We start from the raw sequence: 20,962 nt of genomic DNA, 5'->3' as shown, positions 1-20,962 counted from the left end.
CGGCACTCACGCGGGACGGGCGCACGTGGAAGGATGGGCGAGGACCACACGCCCACATACGCGGCGTCGCGAGGCGCCCGCACGAAGGAGTAGGTATGCCCATCGCAACACCCGAGGTCTACCGCGAGATGCTCGACCGGGCCAAGAACGAGCGCTTCGCCTACCCGGCCATCAACGTCAGCTCGAGCCAGACGCTGCACGCCGCCCTCAAGGGTTTCTCGGACGCCGGCAGTGACGGCATCATCCAGGTCTCGACCGGTGGCGCCGAGTACCTCTCCGGCCCGACCGTCAAGAACATGGTCGCCGGGTCGCTCGCGTTCGCCGCGTTCGCGCACGAGGTCGCCAAGAACTACCCGGTCAACATCGCCCTGCACACGGACCACTGCCCGAAGGACAAGCTCGACGGCTTCGTCCGGCCGCTGCTCGCCGCGAGCCAGGAGCGGGTCGACGGCGGCGGCCTGCCGTTCTTCCAGAGCCACATGTGGGACGGCTCGGCCGTGCCGCTCGACGAGAACCTCCAGATCGCCGAGGACCTCCTCGATCGCTGCCAGAAGGCCAACGTCGTCCTCGAGATCGAGGTCGGTGTCGTCGGCGGCGAGGAGGACGGTGTCGAGAACGAGATCAACGAGAAGCTGTACTCCACGCCCGAGGACGCCATCGCCACGGTGCGCGCACTCGGTGCCGGGGAGAAGGGCTACTACATGACGGCCCTGACCTTCGGCAACGTGCACGGCGTCTACAAGCCCGGTGGCGTCAAGCTCCGCCCCGAGGTTCTCAAGGCCGCTCAGGAGGCCGCGAGCCAGGAGCTCGGCCTGGCCGCCGACGCCAAGCCGTTCCACCTCGTCTTCCACGGCGGCTCCGGCTCACTGCCGGAGGAGATCTCGGCCGCGGTCGACTACGGCGTCGTGAAGATGAACGTCGACACCGACACGCAGTACGCCTTCACGCGGCCGGTCGCCGCGTGGATGTACAAGAACTACGACGGCGTGCTGCGCATCGACGGCGAGGTCGGCAACAAGAAGCAGTACGACCCGCGCGCCTGGGGCAAGGAGGCCGAGGCGGGCATGGCCGCCCGCGTCGTCGAGGCCTGCGAGAACCTCCGCTCCGCCGGTACCCATCGCGGCTGACGGGTCCCTGCCGCAACTTTCTCTCCGAGGGCGAGAAACCTCCGCTTCGGGAGACAACCGTTGTCTCCCGAAGTCGGAGGTTCTCGCCCTCAGTCGTGCTCAGCCCTCCGTCATGCTCACTAGGGTTGACGCCGTGAGCGACCTTCTCGGCATCCCGGAGACCCTCCTGCCCCACGACCCTGCGATCCCGGCCCTCGACGAGGGCAGGGCGGCGGATCAGGTGGCCCGCGCATACCCCTCGTCGTCGCTGCCCTGGGCGGTTCTCGCCGAGGACGCCCTCGACGAGGGCGAGGTGGTCATGGCCTACGCCTACGCGCGGACCGGCTACCACCGTGGTCTGGACGCCCTGCGGCGCGCGGGCTGGCGGGGCCAGGGGCCGGTGCCGTGGGAGCACGTGCCGAACCGCGGCTTCCTGCGCGCGCTCGCCGCTCTGGCGCGAGCGGCCGACGGCATCGGCGAGGAGGAGGAGCGCCACCGCTGCGTCGAGTTCCTTCGCGCCTCGTCGGCGACCGGCGCCCGCGAGCTGGGGCTCTGAGCGGGAGCCGCCGCCCGCCGCGCCCTCGCCTCAGCGCCGGTATGTCGATCGCGCGGTATGTCGCGCCTGTGGCATGCGGGTGCTCTCTCGCCTCAGCGCCGGTATGTCGATCGCGCGGTATGTCGCGCCTGTGGCATGCGGGTGCTCTCTCGCCTCAGCGCCGGTATGTCGATCGCGCGGTATGTCGCGCCTGTGGCATGCGGGTGCTCTCTCGCCTCAGCGCCGGTATGTCGATCGCGCGGTATGTCGCGCCTGTGGCTTGCCGGTGAGGCGGCACCCCCACATACAGATCGCCGGAGGCCGCGTATCCGCGGCCTCCGGCGATGCCCCCTGCCAGGAGCAGGCGCCCTAGGCGCCCCACTGTCGTCAAAGCGTCATGTCCCCTGCGTTCAGCCTCGACGAGTCACCATCTTGCCGGACACGTCACCCATTTGTCGACACTTTGCGGCCATTGGCACTAAAATGCCAAAGTGGACGAACATTCAACTACCGGCGAGTCACCAGCGCGACAGCCCGCCAAGGTCGTCCGGCACCTCGAACGACTTCTCGACCGGGAGGCCCAGCGCCTCGACGCCCGTCGCCAGGAGCTGAGCGACGTCCGCGACGCGATCCGGTCGATCACGAGTGAGCTGACCCGGACCACCGTCGTCCGCGACGCCGACCTCGAGGTCATTCCCGCGGACATCGCGGCCGACGTCATCGGCGGCCTCCTCGACGAGATCGGCGACGGTATCCTCCGCACCGTCAACCGCACCGTCGAGTACGGTCCCGGGCTGGAGGACGAGCGCGTGCGGGACCTGCGCCGCAGACTCGACGACGGGCTGGTCATGCGCGCCATCTATCCACTCGGGGTCCTCGACACCGCCCCCGGCCGACGTTGGGTGAACGCGTGGGCCGAGGCGGGTGAGGAGCAGCGCTTCGTCGCCGCGCCGCCGAGCGAGTTCCTCATCGCCGGATCGAGCGCCGTGCTCGCCTGTGCGGAGTGGAACGTGCCCGAGTCCGACTACCTCGTCATCCGCGAGCCGATGCTCATCGCCGCGTTCACGGCCCTCCACGAGACGACCTACACGACCGGGGTGGCCCTCAACGCGGAGCGCGGCGAGGAGCCCGCCGAGACGCGGATGATCGACCTGATGGCGCTGGGGCTCAAGGACGAGGCCATTGCCCGCACCCTCGGGTGGAGCCTGCGGACCGTGCGTCGCCGCATCGCCGGACTGATGGACGAGCAGGGCGTCGAGACCCGCTTCCAGCTCGGCGCGGCCCTCCTCGCCCGCGGCCGACTGGAGGCCGGCCCGCTGCCGCTGTCGCCGATCCGGGCCACCGCCGCGGGCCCCCGGAGGCGATAGGCTGGGGCGCTGTCCGGCGCGACGGTGACGGCTTCCACGGGAGGCGACCAGCGCATACCAAACCCTGGCGCCCAGCCGCACAAGGAGTCATCCATGCCCGCGATCGTCCTCGTCGGTGCCCAGTGGGGTGACGAAGGCAAAGGCAAGGCGACCGACCTCATGGGGTCCGCGGTCGACTACGTGGTCAAGTTCAACGGCGGCAACAACGCCGGCCACACCGTCGTCATCGAGAGCCCGGACGGCACCCGAGAGAAGTACGCCCTCCACCTCCTGCCCTCGGGCATCCTCTCGCCGAACGTCGTCCCCGTCATCGGCAACGGCGTCGTCGTCGACCTGGAGGTCCTGTTCCAGGAGCTCGACGGCCTCGACGAGCGCGGCGTCGACACCTCGCGTCTGATCGTCAGCGCCAACGCGCACATCATCGCGCCCTACAACCGCACCCTGGACAAGGTCACCGAGCGCTTCCTCGGCAAGCGCCGGATCGGCACGACCGGCCGCGGCATCGGGCCCACCTATGCCGACAAGATGAACCGCGTCGGCATCCGCGTCCAGGACCTGTTCGATGAGAACATCCTGCGCCAGAAGGTCGAGGCGGCCCTCGACCTGAAGAACCAGGTGCTCGTCAAGATCTACAACACCCGCGCGAGCGACGTCGACCTCGTCGTCGAGGAGCTGCTCTCCTACGCCGAGCGGCTGCGGCCGATGGTCCGGGACACGTCGCTGGAGCTCGAGGAGGCGCTCGACGCCGGCCGGATCGTCCTGCTGGAGGCCGGCCAGGCGACCCTCCTCGACGTGGACCACGGCACGTACCCGTTCGTCACGTCGTCCTCGGCGACCGCCGGCGGTGCGTGCACCGGCTCCGGCATCCCCCCGACCCGGGTCGAGCGGGTGATCGCGATCCTCAAGGCCTACACGACGCGGGTCGGGGAGGGGCCCTTCCCCACGGAGCTCTTCGACGACGACGGAGAGACGCTGCGCAAGGTCGGCGCCGAGTTCGGCACCACGACCGGCCGTCCGCGCCGATGCGGCTGGATGGACACGGTCATCGGCCGATATGCGACGAGGATCAACGGCGTCACCGACTTCGTCATCACCAAGCTCGACGTCCTCACCGGGTTCGAGAGGGTGCCGGTCTGTGTGGCCTATGACGTCGATGGCGTGCGGCACGAGCAGATGCCGGTCAACCAGAGCGCGTTCCACCACGCGAAGCCGGTGTACGAATACCTCGACGGCTGGTGGGAGGACATCTCGGGTTGCCGGACCTTCGAGGAGCTGCCGGAGAACGCGCAGCGCTACGTGCTGCGCGTCGAGGAGCTCATCGGGGCGCGCGTGTCGGCGATCGGTGTGGGGCCCGGTCGGCACGAGATCATCGAGCGGCACTCCTTGCTGCCGTGAGTCGGGGGTATGCCGGGCGCGTGACATGGGGCGCGGTTGGCATGCCGGTGGTTCGGTGGTGGGTCGGGGGTATGCCGGGCGCGTGACATGGGGCGCGGTTGGCATACCGGTGCCCAAATTCCTTGCGCGCGCACGACGTCCGGTGTGAGGCTGTGCCCAGCGCCGTCCCGGGCGCGTTCGACGGAGGGAGACCGGCATGAGCAAGCACGACAGCGCACCCGAGGACGTCAAGGCCAAGTTCCGCGAGGCACTCGAGCGCAAGAAGGCCCATGGTGGCCGCGACGTCAGCGGCGGCGCGGGTCACGGCAAGGCCGACCATGCCCACGATGCCGAGACGTCCGCGACGCAACAGATGTTCCGGCGCAAGTCCGGCTGACCGCCGCCTCCGTCCGCGAGCGTCTCAGTCGAGGCGGAGCACCGTCATCCGGTGCGCCGCCCGGGTGAGCACGACGTAGAGCGCTCGTACACCGCCGGGTATCTCCTCCGCGATCTGGGTCGGGTCGAGGACCACCACGGCGTCGTACTCCAGGCCCTTGGTCGAGAGCGGGTCCGCCACGACGACCCGTTCGGCCAGGTGCGAGACCCGCTCCGCGACGGCTGTATGCGGTGGTCCCGCCACGATCGCCACGGAGCCCTCGACGAGCTCGAGCAGGCGACGGACCTCCACCGCCAGGGTGTCTTCGAGGGACGACGCGTCGACATCGAGGTCCCGGACCGGCCACCCGGTGTCGCGCACGGCGGCAGGGATGTCGGCGTCGGGGACCTCCCGGCGGATGACCTCGGCCGCGTAGTCGAAGATCTCCCGGGCGTTGCGGTAGTTCGTGTCCATGTGGAAACCGCGACGCTCGCCGCGACCGTAGGCCTCGTTCCGGGCCCGTCGTGCCTCGACCGGGTCCGGCCAGGAGCTCTGGGCGTCGTCGCCGACGACGGTCCACGACGCCTGCCGGCCGCGACGCCCGAGCATGCGCCACTGCATCGGCGAGATGTCCTGGGCCTCGTCGACGAGGATGTGGGCGTATCCGCGGGAGCGCTCGATCGTGCCCTGCAGGAGCCGCTCACGGGGGTCGTGCCCGACGCGCTCGCGCAGCCGGCCGCCGTCGTGGTGGCCGTTGGTGAATCCCGCCCCGAGCTCCTGGACGCCGTAGCCGCCGAGGTCGTCGAGCTCCTCGACCTCGTAGAAGCCACGCTCCTCGGGCTGGTCCTGCTGCCTCGGCCCGAGGCGGGCGAACAGGTCGTCGATCAGAGCGACGTCGGCCACCGACCACGTCCCGACCTCGAGCGTCTCGCGCATCGACGCGGCCAGCAGCTCCCGGTCGCGGGGGCCGAGGATGCCGTGCGCGCACCTCGCGAGGACCGCCTCCTCGGCGAGCCAGAGCAGCGGCTCACGGGGGTCGAGCTGCGGCCACCACGCCCGCATGAACCGCTCGACCTCCATCGAGTCGTGGAACCGGTCGAGGAACTCGGAGCGCTCGGCGCCGTGGTCGTCGGCGCGGTGCTGCTCCCACGCGACGTCGGCCAGCCCGGCGCGGGCCGCGGCGACGCCGAGGTTGTGCTGGTGCCCCCGGCGCACCTGGTGCCGGATCCGGTCGAGCGCCTCGCTGCCGATCCGGATCGCCGTGCCCGCGACGAACGCGCGGAACTCGGTCGGAGCATCCGGGGGAGGCTCGTGCGAGACCCGGGAGAGGATGCCGCGCACCCGGTCGGCACCCTTGATCCGGGCCACCTCGCGGGAGTCGAGCCGGGTCGCCGTGACGCCGTCGACGAGGTCGCCGATCGAGCGGAGGGCCACCGAGTCCTCGCCGAGTGAGGGCAGGACCCGTTCGATATAGGCCGTATAGGCCGGGGACGGCCCCACGATGAGGACACCGCCGGACTCGAAGCGGCGCCGGTCGCTGTAGAGGAGGAAGGCGGCCCGGTGCAGCGCGACGACGGTCTTGCCCGTGCCGGGGCCGCCGGTGATCTCGGTGACGCCCCGGGAGGGGGCGCGGATCGCCTCGTCCTGATGCCGCTGGATGGTCGCGACGATGTCGCGCATCTGCGAGCCCCGGCTGCGGGTGAGCGCGGCCATGAGGGCGCCGTCGCCGACGACGGTGAGGTCGTCGGGCGCCTCGGCCACCATGAGGTCGTCCTCGACACCGATGACCCGCTGGCCCGCGCAGCGCAGCACGCGGCGCCGGACGACCCCGTGCGGGTCGACGGGGGTGGCGCGATAGAACGGAGCCGCTGCAGGAGCCCGCCAGTCGATCACGAGGGGTTCGTAGTCGTCGTCGCGAACGCCGAGCCGTCCGATGTAGCGGGCCTCGAGGTCGTCGGCCGAGAGACCGGCCGCCGACGGCGGATCATCGGCGTCGTCCCCGGCGGTCGCCACGCCGCTGTGGTCGAGGTCCAGCCGGCCGAACACGAGCCCCTCGAACTGGCGGTCGAGGTCGTGGCGGCGCTTGGCGGCGAGATAGACCAGCGCGTCCCGCTCGACGAGGCCGGTCATCTCCTCGTCGCGCACGTCGCCGACCCGGTCGGTGCGCCCGCGGGCCAGGCCGTCGGCCTCGACGTCGGCGGTGCGGATGCGTGCTTTCGCCAGCTCGGTGTAGACCCGGTCGACGTGCGCCTGCTCGATCGCGATCTCGCGGGCGGCGGGGTCATGGGCGACGTCGTCGGCGGCCGCGGGATCGCGGCTGTCGGCACGTTCGCGAGCACCGGTGTCGATGCTGTGCTCTGTCACGGGTGGCGCTGGCTTCCGTCCTCGGGGATGGGCACGAACCGTCTAGTCTACGCCTGCACGAGGCCCTGCCCGGGCGAGGTCCGCCGACCGCGCGGACGGCTCCGTGCGCGTGGGCGGGCAGTCCCTAGAGTGGTCCTCGTGAAGGTCCTCGTCGTCGGAACAGGTGCCCGCGAGCACGCCCTCGTCACAGCTCTGGCGGCGGACCCCGACGTCGATGCCGTCATCGCCGCGCCGGGCAACCCCGGTATGGCGCTGCGTGCCCACTGCGAGCCGGTCGACCCCCTCGACCCCGATGCGGTCTCCGGGCTGGCCCGCCGCCATGGCGTGGACCTCGTCGTCATCGGCCCCGAGGCGCCTCTCGTCGCCGGCGTCGCCGACGCGGTGCGCGCCGCGGGCATCGCCTGCTACGGCCCCTCGGCGCAGGCCGCGCGCCTCGAGGGCTCCAAGGCCTTCGCCAAGGAGGTCATGGCGACGGCGGAGGTGCCGACCGGCATGGGGCGGCTGTGCACGACGCTGGACGAGGTCCGCGATGCGCTCGCCGCCTTCGGCGCCCCGTTCGTCGTCAAGGACGACGGTCTCGCCGCCGGCAAGGGGGTCGTCGTCACCGACGACCTCACCGAGGCGCTGGACCACGCCGAGCGGTGCCTGGCCAAGCCGGGCGGCCGGATCGTCGTCGAGGAGTTCCTCGACGGCCCAGAGGTCTCCCTCTTCGTCGTCTGTGACGGCACGGACGTCGTACCGCTCACGCCGGCTCAGGACTTCAAGCGCGTCGGCGACGGCGACACCGGCCCGAACACCGGTGGCATGGGCGCGTACTCGCCCCTCCCCTGGGCACCGGACCACCTGGCCGACGATCTCGTCGCCCGCGTGGCCCAGCCCGTCGTCACCGAGATGGCCCGTCGCGGCACTCCGTTCGTCGGCACGCTCTTCATCGGCCTCGCGCTGACCTCGCGCGGCCCGCGCGTCATCGAGTTCAACGCCCGCTTCGGCGACCCCGAGACCCAGGTCGTGCTCGCCCGCCTACTCAGTCCCCTCGGGCACCTCCTGTATGCGGCGGCCACCGGCGCCCTGCAGGGTCACCCGCGGCTGCGGTGGAGGGAGGAGTCCGCCGTGACCGTCGTCGTCGCCGCCGAGGACTATCCCGGAACCCCGCGCACCGGGGACCCCATCGAGGGTCTCGCCGACGTCGAGGAGGTTCCCACCGCATACGTCCTCCATGCGGGGACCGCGAACGGCCCGGACGGCACGGTCCTCTCCTCCGGGGGTCGGGTGCTCTCCGTGGTCGCCCTCGGAGCCGACCTGGCCGAGGCACGCGGGCGGGCCTACGACGCCGTCGGGCGGATCCGGCTCGACGGCTCGCACCACCGCTCGGACATCGCGGCGAGAGCCGTCCGCGGCGAGGTGGAGGTGCCGTCGTGAGCGACCCGCATGGAGCCGGTGTGGTCCCGATCGCCGGGTACGAGCACGTCTACTCGGGCAAGGTCCGCGATGTCTATGCGCCGATCGACCCGGTCACCGGCGAGGTGCACGGAGACCGGCTGCTCCTCGTCGCCTCCGACCGGATCAGCGCGTTCGACTTCGCCCTGTCGCCGGCGATCCCCGACAAGGGTGCCGTCCTGACCCAGCTGTCGCTCTGGTGGTTCGAGCAGCTCGCCGACCTCGTGCCCAACCACATCGTCTCGACCGACGTCCCGGACGAGGTGACCGGCCGGGCCGTCCTCGTCCGCCGCCTGGAGATGCTGCCGGTGGAGTGCGTGGCCCGCGCCTACCTCACCGGCGGCGGACTGCGCGAGTACCGCGCCGACGGGCACGTCTCCGGAGTGCGTCTCCCCGAGGGGCTGACCGACGGCTCACGGCTGCCGGTGCCGGTGTTCACGCCCTCGACCAAGGCGCCCAAGGGCGAGCACGACCAGCCGATGTCGTATGCGCAGGTCGAGTCCGCGATCGGCCCTCGGCTGGCCGAGCGCGCCCGGGACCTCACCGTGGCGATCCTCGCGCGCGGCAACGAGATCGCCTCGGAGCGCGGCATTCTCATCGCGGACACCAAGGTCGAGTTCGGTGTCGACGAGGGAGATCTCGTCCTCGCCGACGAGGTTCTCACACCGGACTCCTCGCGTTTCTGGCCGGCGGACCAGTGGGAGCCGGGACACCCCCAGCCCAGCTTCGACAAGGAGTTCGTCCGCGAGTGGCTCACCTCGCCGGCGTCCGGCTGGGACAAGGACTCGGGCGAGGCGCCGCCGACCCTGCCCGAGGAGGTCGTCGAGCGCACGCGGGCGAAGTACGTCGAGGCCTACGAGCGCCTCACCGGCCGCACGTTCTGACGGGACGACGTGGTGCCGGTGGAGCCCCGTGGAGTCGCCCGGCACGCCCGGTTGCTGGCAGGTGGCCTCGCCGCCGCCGTCCTGACGGCGTGCTCCGCCACCGGCTCCGCCCCGGCACCCGCCGTCGGGACGGACTCGGCCACCCCGGTGACGATCACGGCCCTGCCCACCGCGCCTCCGCCGGAGCCCGGTCCGTCGCCGGGTGGGGCCCGGCCCTCGACGGGCGCGACGGCGACCGGTGCGAGGGGGGTGACGAGCCCGGCGGGGGCGGACCTGCCGCGGCTCGACGAGCTCACCGGGCCCGTGGAGCCGGGGACCTACCGGCACGTCCTCGAGGGTCTGGGCTACGAACCCGACCCGCCGGTCCTCGAGCTCACCGTGCCCGACGGGTGGTCGGTGCTGCCGGTGGGGTCGCTGGTCCGTGAGGACGACGCGGTGACGATCTCGTTCTGGAACGTCGCCCAGGTCTTCGCCGACCCCTGCCGCTGGCACGGGGAGCGCCAGCTCGTCGGCCCTGGCATCCGCGATCTCGCGCAGGCGCTGCAGCGGGTGCCCCGACGGGGTGCGAGCGAGCCGACGGAGGTCGAGCTCGACGGCCGGTGGGGGCTCTTCATGGAATGGAGCGTCCCGGCCGACCAGGAGTCGGACCGTCCGGGGAGCTTCGTCGGCTGCGACGACACCCGCAGGGGCGACACGCTCTACGTCAGTTGGACGACGTGGCCGAACGGTCGACAGCGCTATCACCGGTTCCCCGGCGAGGTCGACCGGATGTGGATTCTCGACGTCGACGGCAGGCGCCTGCTCGTCGACGCCCAGCAGGAGCCCGGTGCCTCAGCGGAGGCGATCGCCCAGATCGACGCGATCATCGACTCGATCCGGTTCGTCGGCTGATCTCCGGTCTGCGCCGAGGAGCAGCCATCGCGCCTCAGCGCACCCGCCAGCCGCGGTCCAGCGTCGGCGGGGCGGGGGAGGGCTGGGCGTCGGCGGCGGTGAAGGGTCGTGCGGGCCGAGGGAGCAGCGCGCGCGCCGGCCAGGGGAGGCGGCGCAGCTCACGCTCGACGGCCGCCCGGTCGATGGGAGCGGCCGAGCCGAGCAGGACCCGGTTGCCGAAGCGCCGGCCCTTGACGATGTCCGTGGTCGCGAGGACGAGGCGGTGCTCCAGTCCGGCTGCCCGGACGCCGGCGCCGACGCGGTCGACGTAACGCCCGTCGGGCTCGTCGGCGAGGTTGAGCACGAGCAGTCCGTCGCCGACGAGCACGCGGGCGCACTCCTCGAGGAACGGCACGGCGCCGAGTTCCGCGGGCACCCGCCCGTCCGCGTAGGCGTCGACGACGACGAGGTCGGCCGAGTCGCTCGTCAGGGCCCGCACCCCGGTCAGGCCGTCGGTCTCCCGGACCCGGATCCGGTGACCTCGGGGCAGGGGCAGCCGGTCGCGCACGAGCGCCGTCATCGCGCCGTCCGGCTCGAGGACGATCTGGGGAGAGCCGGGACGGGTCGCCTGGATCCATCGGGGCAGGGTCAGCCCGGCGCCGCCGACGTGCGTCGCCCGCACGCGGTCCGGGGCGGGGAGTCCGGCATCGACCGCCGCCGCGGTCAGGGCGACGTACTCGAAGGCGAGGTCGAGGGGGTCGTCCGCATCGACGTGGCTCTGCGGACGGCCGTCCACGAGGACGACCCACCCGCCGCGTTCGTCCGCCACGACGTCGATGCTCACCGGCACCCCAGCTGGTCGAGGGCGTGCTCGATCGCGTCGGCGAAGGCCACCCTGCCCTCGGGGTCGGCGGCCACCGGCAGGACGAAGGATGCGGCCGCCCACCCCTTCGCGCGGGTCCAGACGAAGGGATCGTATGCGCCGCTCGCCTCGAGCGTGCGCCGCGCCCGCTCCCGCTGGTCGGCGTCGAGGACGAGCCAGAGAGCGCGCAGGTCCACCGCCGGGTCGCCGCTCGTGAGGTCGTCGAGGTCGAGGAAGCCGAGGGCCGGCCGGCTGCTGTGTCCGCGCTCATCGAGCGCGAGGTTCGCGGCGTGCAGGTCGCCGTGGCACCACACCGGCGCGTGCGGCCAGCCCGGTGCAGCGGCCGCGAGGTCGACGAGCCGGAGCAGGTCGGTGACGCTGTCGGCGCCGAGATGGTCCCGGGCGGCGGGCAGGTGGCGTTCGGTCAGGGCCCGTCGGGCCGCGAGCGGCACACCCCGGCCGGGGTTCACGGGCGCGTTCGGCGGAGCCGGTCGATGCAGCAGGGGCAGCGCCGCGGCCAGGCCGTCGGCCGCGGATCCGCGCCGGGTCACCGGAACCGCCGACAGGACCGTGCCCGGCACCCACTCGACGACGCACCAGGGCCACGGCACCAGGTCCGCCGGGTCGGCGACGTGGACCGGGACCGGTGCCCGGAACCCGGCGCCGCGGATCGGACCGGTGACCTCACCGACCCAGCGTGCGGCGGTCAGGATGAGCGGGGCGGCGACCCGGCGGACCGGGATGCGCACCGCATACCCCGGTCCGTGCCGGCAGGGGTCGCCGACCCCAAGCCGCCAGACCGAGTTGTCCCACCCGGTCGCCACGTGCTCGACGGGCGCCTCGCGCAGGTCGCGCCATGGCTCGGGGAGGCTGCGGAGCAGGCGCCGGACGAGCGACTCGTCGACGTCGATCTCGGCCTGCGGCACTTCGTCAGCCTAGTGCGGCTCGGTGGACCGCTCGGCCTCCTCGAGGCGCTCGTGCAGCCGGTCGCGCACCTCGTCGGGGGTGTAGGCGCGCCGCTCCCGTTCGTTGCGCGTGATGAGCACTCCGGTCGCGACGACGCCGACGATGGCGGCGATGCCGGTGACCTTCCACGCGCGGTTCGAGGGGCTCATGTCGCTCACGATAGCGAGACGGACGGCGCGCGGGTCGGCAGACTGTGCCCATGCCGATCTTCAGTCACACCGGCGTCGACGTCGACCAGGCCGTCGAGGAGACGCGCACGGGCGACCTGTGGCTGTTCCGCGGCGGGACCGTAGCCGACCGGGTCATCCAGACGGCGAGCAACTCGCCCGTCAACCACGTCGGCCTGGCCGTCGTGCTCGACGACCTGCCACCCCTGATGTGGCATGCCGAGCTCGGTCGCTCGCTGCTCGACCACTGGACGGGGACGCGCCACCGCGGCGTGCAGCTGCACGACCTCGCCGAGGCGGTGACGACGTGGCAGGTGCGCTACGGCCAGCGGGCCTGGGTGCGTCAGCTCACCCCTGAGGTCGGACGCGAGCAGGAGGACGCGCTGCTGCGGACCATCGCCCGGCTCAACGGCGTCCCGTTCCCGGGCACGGTCGAGCTGGCGTGGCGCTGGCTGCGCGGTCGCGACGCCTACCTCTCCCAACGCGCCGCGCGGGAGAAGGCGGTGCGCCCCGAGGCGGCCTACTGCGCCGAGGTCGTCGGGGTCACGCTCGAGGCGATGGGGATCCTCGAGGACGACGTGCCGATGAACTGGTACGACCCGGGCCGGTTCTGGAGCGGGGACAGTCTGCCGCTGCGTCCGGGCTGGAGCTACGGGACCGAGGTGGGGGTGCTCCGCGCCGACGTCACCTGACGGCGCGACATCACAGTCCGTCGAGGCCGTTGAGCAGGAGGAAGAACAGCACGAGGCCGACCGCCACGCCGACCAGCGCGATGACGGCCCCCACGACTGCGGAGCGCGTCCTCGAGGCACCCTCCCCGGCCAGGGTCGGGACGAGAAGCCCCACGCCGGCACCGACGAGAGCCATGAGCACGACCTGCACCGGAATGATCCAGCCCTCCTGGCCCTCGCCGTCGAAGACGATGGCCACGAGCGGCAGGCTCAGGACACCCAGCGCCAGCAGCCCCAGTGTCACGACCACCCGGACGACCCACGCGCCTGTCGAACCCATGCCGGACCACCACTTCACTCGTCGCCGCGGTGCCGGCCGACCCGGTCACACTTCGCGAATGTAGCAGAGCATGCGGTAGTCCTCGCCCGGTGCGATGTTCGTGAACCCGTGCCGCTCGTAGAAGCGGCGGGTGTCGGTGTCGACCTCGTCGACGTTGATGTGGATCTCACCCGCCGAGTGCTCGGCGGCGAGCTCGAGCAGTCGCGTCATGATGAGGGTCCCGATCCCGCCGTCCCGCAGTCGCGGCCGGACGTAGAGCTCCTCGAGCTGGAGGAGCGGGCCGTCGTGGTACGGCGTCGGGCGCATGGTCACGAGCGCGAACCCGACCGGCTCGCTGCCGCCCCCCTCGCCCTCGCCCATCGCGATGATGAGCACGACGTCGTCCCGGGTGAGGATGGTCCGGAACCGGTCGGCGAACTCGGCCGCCGATGGGGTCGGACTCTCGAACTCGGTGTTGAAGTCGTGGAGCAGCCGCCCTGCGACGTCGGCGTCCGCGACCGTACCGATGCGCACCGTGACCTCGTCCATCGGTCCACCCTTCCACCGTCGGCAACGCGCTGTCACCCGTCACCCCCGTGCTTCGGGAAAGAAGTGCCGGGTTGGGGAGGCAAGGGATCCTTCCCGAACCCGAGCTTTCCTTCCCACGGAGGAAAAGGGGCGGGGTGCCACCGGTAGCCTTGCTGCACGTGACGGCTCTCGCGCACCACCTGACGATCGTCGAGGGCGGCAACGCACTCTCCCCCTTTCGGGCGGCCGCTCTGCTGGCGCGGATCCGGCAGGTCGCACCCGCCGTCACCGACGTGTCCGCTCGGTACGTCCACGTCGTCTCGTCGGACGCGCCCCTCGACGAGGCGACCACCGCCACGGTGCGGCGACTGCTCGACTACGGCAGCGCATACCGGCCGACGTCGGGCGAGGGAACCGGGGGAGAGGTGAGGATCGTCGTGGCACCGAGGCTCGGGACGGTCTCGCCGTGGGCGTCCAAGGCGACCGACATCGCCCACTCGTGCGGCGTCGACATCCACCGGGTGGAGAGGGTGACGGAGTACCACCTGCCTCTCGGCGACAGCGCCACCGACGCGAACGGCCTCGACCACGACACCTGGCACGCGGTCGCCGCGCTGCTCCACGATCGGATGACCGAGTCGGTCCTGCAGACCCGGGAGGACGCCCGGCACCTGTTCGACGAGCAGGAGGCCGAGCCGATGGAGCGCGTCGACGTCCTCGGAGCCGGGCGCGGGGCGCTCGAGGACGCCAACCGGGTCTGGGGGCTGGCGCTGTCGGAGGACGAGGTCGACTACCTCGTCGAGGCGTTCACCGGGCTGGGACGCAATCCGAGCGACGTCGAGCTCATGATGTTCGCCCAGGCCAACTCCGAGCACTGCCGGCACAAGATCTTCAACGCCGACTTCGTCGTCGACGGCGAGCCGCAGACCCGCAGCCTGTTCGGCATGATCCGGCACACCGAGGCGGTCGCCGGCGAGGGCACGATCGTCGCGTACAAGGACAACGCCTCGGTCATGCGGGGAGGGGTGCGCACCCGGTTCCTCCCGGCCGGCGGTGAGCACGGCCTCGCCGGACCGAGTCCGTATGCGGCGCGCACCGACGAGGTGCACGTCCTGATGAAGGTGGAGACGCACAACCACCCGACGGCGATCAGTCCGTTCCCAGGTGCCGCGACCGGCGCCGGCGGTGAGATCCGCGACGAGGGGGCGACCGGCCGCGGGTCGCAGCCGAAGGCGGGGCTGACCGGGTTCGCCGTGTCGAACCTGCGGCTGCCCGGTGGTGAGGAGCCCTGGGAGAGTGAGGTGTACGGCGCGCCGGGGCACATCGCCACACCTCTCGACATCATGGTCGAGGGGCCGTTGGGGGCGGCGGCGTTCAACAACGAGTTCGGCCGTCCGGCGCTCGGCGGGTTCTTCCGGGTCTACGAGCAGACCGTCGACGGGATGCGCCGCGGCTACCACAAGCCGATCATGAGCGCCGGTGGCCTCGGGACGATCTCGGCCGCCCTCGTCGAGAAGGTCCTGTTCCCGGCGGGGACGCTGCTCGTCCAGATCGGCGGACCGGGCATGCGGATCGGAATGGGCGGCGGTGCGGCCTCATCGATGGCGGCGGGTGTCAACGCGGCCGAGCTGGACTTCGACTCCGTCCAACGCGGCAACCCCGAGATCGAGCGTCGCGCCCAGGAGGTCGTCAACCACTGCTGGAGCCTCGGCGCCGACAACCCGATCCTCGCCATCCACGACGTCGGAGCGGGCGGGCTGTCCAACGCCTTCCCCGAGCTCGTCGACGACGCAGGCCTCGGCGCCCGGTTCGACCTGTCGGCGATCCCGCTCGAGGAGAGCGGGCTGTCGCCGAAGGAGATCTGGTCCAACGAGAGCCAGGAACGCTACGTCCTCGCGATCGCGCCGGAGTCGCTCGAGGGCTTCGCGGCCCTCTGCGAGCGGGAGCGCTGTCCGTATGCGGTGGTCGGGGTGGCCCGCGACGACGCCCGCCTCGTGCTGGACCGGTCGGCGGAGGCCGCGGCCCTCGACGCGGGTGGCCCGGACCGGCCGATCGACATGCCGATGGAGGTGCTCCTCGGCAAACCGCCGCGGATGACCCGGGATGTCGCGCGGGTGGCGTGGTCGGGCGACGGCGTCGACCTCGAGGGCGTCGACATGCCGGAGCTGCTGCACGCGGTGCTCCGGCACCCGACGGTCGGGTCGAAGCGCTTCCTCGTGACGATCGGGGACCGCACGGTCGGTGGGCTCTCGCACCGCGACCAGATGGTCGGCCCGTGGCAGGTGCCGGTCGCGGACGTCGCGGTCACGCTCGCCGACCACGTCGGCCTCGCGGGGGAGGCGATGGCGTCCGGTGAGCGAATGCCCGTCGCGGCGGTGGACGCCCCCGCGTCGGGGCGGCTCGCCGTCGGGGAGGCACTGACGAACCTGCTCGCCGCGCCGCTCGACTCACTGACCTCGGTCAAGCTCTCGTGCAACTGGATGGCGGCGTGCGGGGAGCCGGGTGAGGACGCCGCGCTGTTCGACACGGTTCGGGCCGTGGCGATGGAGCTCTGCCCGGCGCTCGGGATCTCGGTCCCGGTCGGCAAGGACTCGCTGTCGATGCGGACGAAGTGGGCCGACGCCGAGTCGGGGGAGACCCGGCAGGTCACCTCGCCGGTCTCTCTCGTGGTGACGGCGTTCGCCTCGCTCTCGGACGTGCGCGGCACGTGGACGCCCCAGCTGCGCGACGGATCGGCCCTTGTGCTGGTCGATCTCGGGGCGGGGCGCGACCGCCTCGGCGGCTCGGTCGCGGCCCGGGTGCTCGGCGGGTTCGGCGGGGAGGTTCCCGACCTCGACGACTCCGACCGGCTGACCCGCCTTGCGGGCGCCCTCGCCGAGCTTCGGGCGCGCGGGCTCGTCACCGCGTACCACGACCGCTCGGACGGCGGTCTCTGGGCGGCGGTGTGCGAGATGGCCTTCGCCGGCGGGCTCGGGGTCGAGATCGACGTGTCGTCGCTCGCCGCGCTGCTCGCCGAGGAGCTCGGGGTCGTGATCGGGGTGGACCCGGGCAGGGTCGGCGAGGTGCTCTCGGTCCTCGACGCCCACGGGCTGGGCGAGCTCGGACGGGTCGTCGGGAGGACCACGGGTGACCGGCGCATCCGTGTCTCGGTCGAGGGTGCGGGTGGCGAGCAGCGCGCTGTCGTCCTGGACGCCGACCTGGTCGACCTCCAGCGCAGCTGGGACGAGGTGTCCTGGCGGATCGCCCGCCTCCGCGACAACCCCCAGTCCGCCGACAGCGAGCACACGCTCGCGGGCTCGGCCGAGCCGGTTCTGACCCTGCGCACGACGTTCGACCCCCTCGAGGACGTGAGCGCCGCATACGTGAACCTGGGCGCGCGACCGAAGGTGGCCGTCCTGCGCGAGCAGGGCGTCAACAGCCACGTCGAGACCGCGTTCGCCTTCGACCGGGTCGGGTTCGAGGCGTGGGACGTGCACATGACCGACCTGCAGAGCGGGCGCTTCGACCTCGCCGACGTCGTCGGTCTCGTCGCCGCAGGGGGCTTCTCCTACGGCGACACGCTCGGCGCGGGTGAGGGCTGGGCCCGGTCGGTGCTCTTCAACCCGCGGCTCACCGACGCGTTCGAGGCGTTCTTCCACCGCCCCGAGACCTTCGGCCTCGGCATCTGCAACGGCTGTCAGATGTTCGCCGCGCTGGCCGATCTCATCCCCGGTGCCGAGGCCTGGCCGCGCTTCACCCGCAACGTGTCCGAGCAGTACGAGGCCCGGCTCTCCCTCGTCGAGGTCCTCGACAGCCCGTCGGTCTTCACGACCGGGATGGCCGGGTCGCTCATCCCCATCGCGGTGGCCCACGGCGAGGGGTACGCCGACTTCCGGACGCGCGGTGACCTCGGCTCCGTGAGCCGCGTGCTGCGCTACGTGACCGTCGACGGGCAGCCGACCACCGCATACCCCCTGAACCCGAACGGCTCACCCGACGGCCTGACCGCCGTCACGACCACCGACGGCCGGTTCACCGCGATGATGCCGCACCCGGAGCGCGTGCAGCGCAGCGCGCAGATGTCGTGGACGACCGGTGCCGTCGAGGACGAGAGTCCGTGGCTGCGGATGTTCCGCAACGCGCGCGTGCACGTCGGCTGACAGAAGGCAGGGAGACGGGTCGGCCGTCAGGCGGGTTCGGCGATGACGACGTAGTTCGCCACGCGGTGGCCGTCGTCGCGGAAGCCGAAGGCGTCGTCGCAGGTGATGATCGCCAGGCGCCGGACGGAGGTGTTCGCACCCCAGACTGCCTGGTCGGTCGTCAGCGCGTCCTTGTCGACCACACCGGCGCGCACGACCGTGAACGTCGCCGGCTCGCCGTCCGGGGTGGTCACCTGGACCTCGTCACCGACCTCGACCTGCGCGAGCTCGGCGAACCGGTCGGGACTGCCGTTCGCCACGACGTGGCCGGCGATGACCGAGGTCCCGACCTCACCCGGTGCCACTCGGTCGAACCCGGTGAACCACATGACGCTGCCGGCGGGTGGGTTGACCTTGCCGTCGCGCAGACCCTCCGCGTGCAGGTCGGCCTCGAGGCCGATGTCGGGGATGCTCAGCACATGGCCGGTTGGGTCCGGGGCGTTGCCCTGCGGCGGCTCGGCCGTCGTCGACGGTGTGGCGGACTGTGTCGCCGACGGTGATCCCGTCGAGGTGACGGAGGTCTCGGGGGCGGTGGCGACCTCGGAACCGGCGTCGGCGCCGCGCTGGGTCCAGAAGAGGACCAACGCGGCGCCGACGATGGCGACCAGGGCACCCACCAGGAGGAGGGGGCGCTTGTTCATCAGTGCTGAGCGTACCTCCGGCGACGGGTCGTCGCGAGACCGGCGACGGCCGCGACGGCCACCGTCAGGCCGGCGAGGAGGCCGAGAGCGCCCAGGTCGGTCGAGCCGGCCGGAACGTCGGTCTCGACGACCGGACCGGTGGCCGCGGCCTTGACCTCTGCGAGGAGCTTGACCTCGGTGCCCGTCTCAGCGGCGACGAGCGTGATGACCGTCGGCCCGGCCGGGAAGTCCGCCGGCACCGCGAGGTTCACGGTGCTGCGACCGTCGCGGGTCGGGAGTCCGTCGATCCGCACCGTCTCGATGGCGGCGGTGCCGATGAGCGTCTCGCCCAGGTAGACGTCGAACTCGGTGTTCGCCGGGGCGCCGAGGCTGGTCAGGTCGATGCCGGACACCTCGAAGCTCGTCGAGCCACCGGCCGACACGACCACGGGCTGCACGGCGTTCGTCGCGACGCCGTTCTTCTCGTAGGACGGCGAGACCGGAGCGTTCTGGATCAGGAAGTTGATGAACGCGTCACTGTCGATCTGTCCGCTGTCGCGGCTGTTCGTGCCCTCGGTCAGGACGGTGAAGTTGTCGCCACCGGCGATGAGGAACGAGCCGGCCGCAACGGTGAAGGTGTCGGTCGGGCTCATCGGCTCACCGTTGAACCAGATGCCGGTGATCTTCTCGCCCACGGGCGCGTCGGCGTCGAAGGTGTAACGGACGTTGTCCGACAGGCCGAGCTTCAGGAACGGCCGGGAGGCGCCCTCCGGCTGCCACTGCTGCTCGAGGAGCGTCTTGAACTGGGCGCCGGTGATGTCGATCGTCTGCAGCGTGTTGGCGAACGGGTTGATCGAGTACGCCTCCGCGTAGGTCACCTCACCGGGTGCTTCGGCGCCGGTGGGCTCGTAGAACAGGTCGGAGCGCAGACCGCCCGGGTTCATGATGCCGATGTCCGCACCGGTGCGCCCGGGCTGGTTCATCGCCCAGAGCCACGCCTCGGCCACGAGGTTGCCCAGGCTGCTCTCACGCTGCCGGTCGTCGCGAGTGGCGACTCCGTCCTGGTCGGAGAAGGCCGTCGTGATGTCGTCCGTGATCTCGCCGATGACCTCGGCACCCAGCTCGCTCGCCTCGGCGACCGCCGCGAGGACGATGTCGCGGGCCGCCGTGAACTGCGGGTCCGCCTCGCACGCCGGCGTCACCGCGGTCGGCGGGACGTTGACCTCGGTGTACTCGACGAGCTCGAGGGTCACCGGGTCGATGCCCAGCGTCACCTGGCCGATGAACGAGGCGTAGCTCTGGGACTGCACGATCGGGCGGGTGCCGGTGCCGCCGGGGATGGGACCGTCGTAGGTGTAGGCCTGGTGGGTGTGACCGGTGAAGATCGCATCGACCTCGGCCACGGTGTCGTTGACGATCCGGGCGAAGATCCCACCGGACGCGAGCTCCTCCTCGAGCGTGCCGTTGCCGGTCGCGCCCTCGTGGTACTCGGCGATGACGATGTCGGCTTCGCCGTTGGCCTCGTCGCCGTCCTTGAGCTGCTCCGCGACGCGGTTGACGGCGGCGACGGGGTCGCCGAAGTCGAGCCCTGCGACCCCGGTCGGGATGACCAGGGTCGGCGTCTGCTCGGTCACCGCGCCGACGACGCCGATGCGCACCCCGTTGACCGTCTGGACGTAGTACTCGTCGAGCACCGGGTTCGTCGTGCCCTGCTCGTAGACGTTGGCGCCGAGGTGCGGGAAGTCGGCGAGGGTGTCGACGCGACCACCGGGCTCGATGTCGCTGAAGCCCTTGTCGAACTCGTGGTTGCCGACGGCGGACGCGCTCAGCTCGAGGGCGTTGAGGAACTCGATCGTCGGCACGTCCTCGAGGATCGAGCTCGTGAACGGCGAGGCGCCGATGTTGTCACCGGCCGAGAGGAAGATCCAGTTGTCCCCGGCCGCCTCCTTCGCGGTCTCCAGGGTGCAGGCGAAGTTCAGGCCGAGCTCGCCGGTGTTGTTCGTGTCGATGCGGCCATGGAAGTCGTTGATGTTGAAGATCGTCACCGGCGTCAGGGCCGGGTCGATCGTGTCCACCCGGTCGGCCGCCATCGCCGAACCGGCCATCATCGATGCCCCCAGGGCCGCGGCTCCCACCGCTGCCGCCGTCGATCTCGCTCGCCACGCCATCACACACAACCTCCACACATACCGAACCTCACAGGGTCACATTCAGGGAACGCGCCGACCGGCGCCGCGCTGCTCCGGTCGAAGGTCCGGCGCAGACCACTGCATCCTGCCCTATCAGGTGCCGTTCAGGTGACTTGTCGCGTGACGATTTGCTGCCTGACCTGCAACGA

18 protein-coding genes are annotated in these 20,962 nt (G+C 71.8%); 10 read left to right on the top strand and 8 right to left on the bottom strand.

Going from position 1 to position 20,962, the window contains the following annotated elements; translation table 11 throughout:
* The first annotated feature begins 95 nt into the window (after window positions 1–95).
* The 5 genes from fbaA (at window position 96) to GA707_RS04145 (ending at window position 4,779) form a co-directional block, all read left to right on the top strand.
* Entirely contained in the window at window positions 96–1,127 is a 1,032-nt protein-coding gene (gene fbaA, locus GA707_RS04165; protein ID WP_152177177.1) for a class II fructose-bisphosphate aldolase, read from the top strand.
* A 133-nt stretch (window positions 1,128–1,260) separates the two neighbouring features.
* Entirely contained in the window at window positions 1,261–1,662 is a 402-nt protein-coding gene (locus GA707_RS04160; protein ID WP_226963523.1) for a DUF3151 domain-containing protein, read from the top strand.
* 470 nt (window positions 1,663–2,132) lie between these two features.
* The gene (locus tag GA707_RS04155; RefSeq protein ID WP_152177175.1) at window positions 2,133–3,008 is read left to right on the top strand and encodes a hypothetical protein; all 876 of its coding nucleotides are present in this window, start codon (window positions 2,133–2,135) and stop codon (window positions 3,006–3,008) included.
* A gap of 93 nt (window positions 3,009–3,101) precedes the next feature.
* Window positions 3,102–4,403, top strand: a complete 1,302-nt coding sequence (locus tag GA707_RS04150; protein WP_152177174.1) for an adenylosuccinate synthase — start codon at window positions 3,102–3,104, stop codon at window positions 4,401–4,403.
* A 196-nt stretch (window positions 4,404–4,599) separates the two neighbouring features.
* On the top strand, window positions 4,600–4,779 hold the full coding sequence (locus GA707_RS04145; protein ID WP_152177173.1) for a DUF5302 domain-containing protein: 180 nt from the start codon (window positions 4,600–4,602) through the stop codon (window positions 4,777–4,779).
* Window positions 4,780–4,803: 24 nt separating this feature from the next.
* Here the strand turns inward: GA707_RS04145 and GA707_RS04140 are convergent, their stop codons facing one another.
* Complete coding sequence (locus GA707_RS04140; RefSeq protein ID WP_370459994.1) at window positions 4,804–7,122, bottom strand: UvrD-helicase domain-containing protein; 2,319 nt, start codon at window positions 7,120–7,122, stop codon at window positions 4,804–4,806.
* A gap of 138 nt (window positions 7,123–7,260) precedes the next feature.
* On the opposite strand from GA707_RS04140, the gene purD reads away from it, so the two are divergent.
* The 3 genes from purD to GA707_RS04125 are packed head-to-tail and all read left to right on the top strand — an operon-like array spanning window position 7,261 to window position 10,334.
* On the top strand, window positions 7,261–8,541 hold the full coding sequence (gene purD, locus GA707_RS04135; RefSeq protein ID WP_152177172.1) for a phosphoribosylamine--glycine ligase: 1,281 nt from the start codon (window positions 7,261–7,263) through the stop codon (window positions 8,539–8,541).
* The gene (locus GA707_RS04130; RefSeq protein WP_152177171.1) at window positions 8,538–9,443 is read left to right on the top strand and encodes a phosphoribosylaminoimidazolesuccinocarboxamide synthase; all 906 of its coding nucleotides are present in this window, start codon (window positions 8,538–8,540) and stop codon (window positions 9,441–9,443) included. The genes purD and GA707_RS04130 overlap by 4 nt, the downstream gene beginning before the upstream one ends.
* 18 nt (window positions 9,444–9,461) lie before the next feature.
* On the top strand, window positions 9,462–10,334 hold the full coding sequence (locus GA707_RS04125) for a hypothetical protein (RefSeq protein ID WP_152177170.1): 873 nt from the start codon (window positions 9,462–9,464) through the stop codon (window positions 10,332–10,334).
* Window positions 10,335–10,368: 34 nt separating this feature from the next.
* Here GA707_RS04125 and GA707_RS04120 read toward each other — a convergent pair whose 3' ends face one another.
* The 3 genes from GA707_RS04120 to GA707_RS04110 are packed head-to-tail and all read right to left on the bottom strand — an operon-like array spanning window position 10,369 to window position 12,290.
* A complete protein-coding gene (locus GA707_RS04120) occupies window positions 10,369–11,157 on the bottom strand; it encodes a spermidine synthase (RefSeq protein ID WP_226963522.1) in 789 nt (262 codons plus the stop codon).
* On the bottom strand, window positions 11,154–12,101 hold the full coding sequence (locus GA707_RS04115; RefSeq protein WP_152177169.1) for a phosphotransferase: 948 nt from the start codon (window positions 12,099–12,101) through the stop codon (window positions 11,154–11,156). The genes GA707_RS04120 and GA707_RS04115 overlap by 4 nt, the downstream gene beginning before the upstream one ends.
* A 9-nt stretch (window positions 12,102–12,110) precedes the next feature.
* On the bottom strand, window positions 12,111–12,290 hold the full coding sequence (locus tag GA707_RS04110; protein ID WP_152177168.1) for a hypothetical protein: 180 nt from the start codon (window positions 12,288–12,290) through the stop codon (window positions 12,111–12,113).
* A 50-nt stretch (window positions 12,291–12,340) separates the two neighbouring features.
* On the opposite strand from GA707_RS04110, the gene GA707_RS04105 reads away from it, so the two are divergent.
* Window positions 12,341–13,000: a hypothetical protein gene (locus GA707_RS04105; protein ID WP_152177167.1), complete on the top strand. Its 660-nt coding sequence runs from the start codon at window positions 12,341–12,343 to the stop codon at window positions 12,998–13,000.
* 10 nt (window positions 13,001–13,010) lie between these two features.
* Here the strand turns inward: GA707_RS04105 and GA707_RS04100 are convergent, their stop codons facing one another.
* Together GA707_RS04100 and GA707_RS04095 are read right to left on the bottom strand one after the other, a co-directional pair.
* On the bottom strand, window positions 13,011–13,319 hold the full coding sequence (locus GA707_RS04100; RefSeq protein ID WP_152177166.1) for a hypothetical protein: 309 nt from the start codon (window positions 13,317–13,319) through the stop codon (window positions 13,011–13,013).
* Window positions 13,320–13,364: 45 nt separating this feature from the next.
* Window positions 13,365–13,847, bottom strand: coding sequence for a GNAT family N-acetyltransferase (locus GA707_RS04095; protein ID WP_152177165.1), 483 nt, complete (start codon window positions 13,845–13,847; stop codon window positions 13,365–13,367).
* A gap of 158 nt (window positions 13,848–14,005) precedes the next feature.
* Between GA707_RS04095 and purL the strand changes: the two genes are divergently transcribed.
* Window positions 14,006–17,965 carry a phosphoribosylformylglycinamidine synthase gene (gene purL, locus GA707_RS04090; RefSeq protein ID WP_152177164.1) on the top strand — a complete coding sequence of 1,320 codons (3,960 nt, stop codon included), beginning with the start codon at window positions 14,006–14,008 and terminating at the stop codon, window positions 17,963–17,965.
* Window positions 17,966–17,991: 26 nt separating this feature from the next.
* On the opposite strand, the gene GA707_RS04085 is transcribed toward purL, so the two are convergent.
* Together GA707_RS04085 and GA707_RS04080 are read right to left on the bottom strand one after the other, a co-directional pair.
* Window positions 17,992–18,645: a class F sortase gene (locus GA707_RS04085; protein WP_152177163.1), complete on the bottom strand. Its 654-nt coding sequence runs from the start codon at window positions 18,643–18,645 to the stop codon at window positions 17,992–17,994.
* On the bottom strand, window positions 18,645–20,792 hold the full coding sequence (locus GA707_RS04080; RefSeq protein WP_152177162.1) for a bifunctional UDP-sugar hydrolase/5'-nucleotidase: 2,148 nt from the start codon (window positions 20,790–20,792) through the stop codon (window positions 18,645–18,647). The genes GA707_RS04085 and GA707_RS04080 overlap by 1 nt, the downstream gene beginning before the upstream one ends.
* Window positions 20,793–20,962: the final 170 nt, after the last annotated feature.

Origin of the sequence: Nostocoides sp. F2B08, assembly GCF_009184895.1 — a bacterium.
GTDB lineage: Bacteria > Actinomycetota > Actinomycetes > Actinomycetales > Dermatophilaceae > F2B08.
The sequence above is the reverse complement of the archived record's forward strand: the minus strand, read 5'-3'. Positions and strand labels throughout refer to the sequence as shown.

Bases quoted from the DNA above. Each gene is read 5' to 3' on its own strand.
- fbaA (WP_152177177.1), top strand. From the start codon at position 96: ATGCCCATCGCAACACCCGAGGTCTACCGCGAGATGCTCGACCGGGCC.
- GA707_RS04150 (WP_152177174.1), top strand. From the start codon at position 3,102: ATGCCCGCGATCGTCCTCGTCGGTGCCCAGTGGGGTGACGAAGGCAAA.
- GA707_RS04145 (WP_152177173.1), top strand. From the start codon at position 4,600: ATGAGCAAGCACGACAGCGCACCCGAGGACGTCAAGGCCAAGTTCCGC.
- GA707_RS04110 (WP_152177168.1), bottom strand. From the start codon at position 12,290: ATGAGCCCCTCGAACCGCGCGTGGAAGGTCACCGGCATCGCCGCCATC.
- GA707_RS04105 (WP_152177167.1), top strand. From the start codon at position 12,341: ATGCCGATCTTCAGTCACACCGGCGTCGACGTCGACCAGGCCGTCGAG.
- GA707_RS04100 (WP_152177166.1), bottom strand. From the start codon at position 13,319: ATGGGTTCGACAGGCGCGTGGGTCGTCCGGGTGGTCGTGACACTGGGG.
- GA707_RS04095 (WP_152177165.1), bottom strand. From the start codon at position 13,847: ATGGACGAGGTCACGGTGCGCATCGGTACGGTCGCGGACGCCGACGTC.
- GA707_RS04085 (WP_152177163.1), bottom strand. From the start codon at position 18,645: ATGAACAAGCGCCCCCTCCTCCTGGTGGGTGCCCTGGTCGCCATCGTC.
- GA707_RS04080 (WP_152177162.1), bottom strand. From the start codon at position 20,792: ATGGCGTGGCGAGCGAGATCGACGGCGGCAGCGGTGGGAGCCGCGGCC.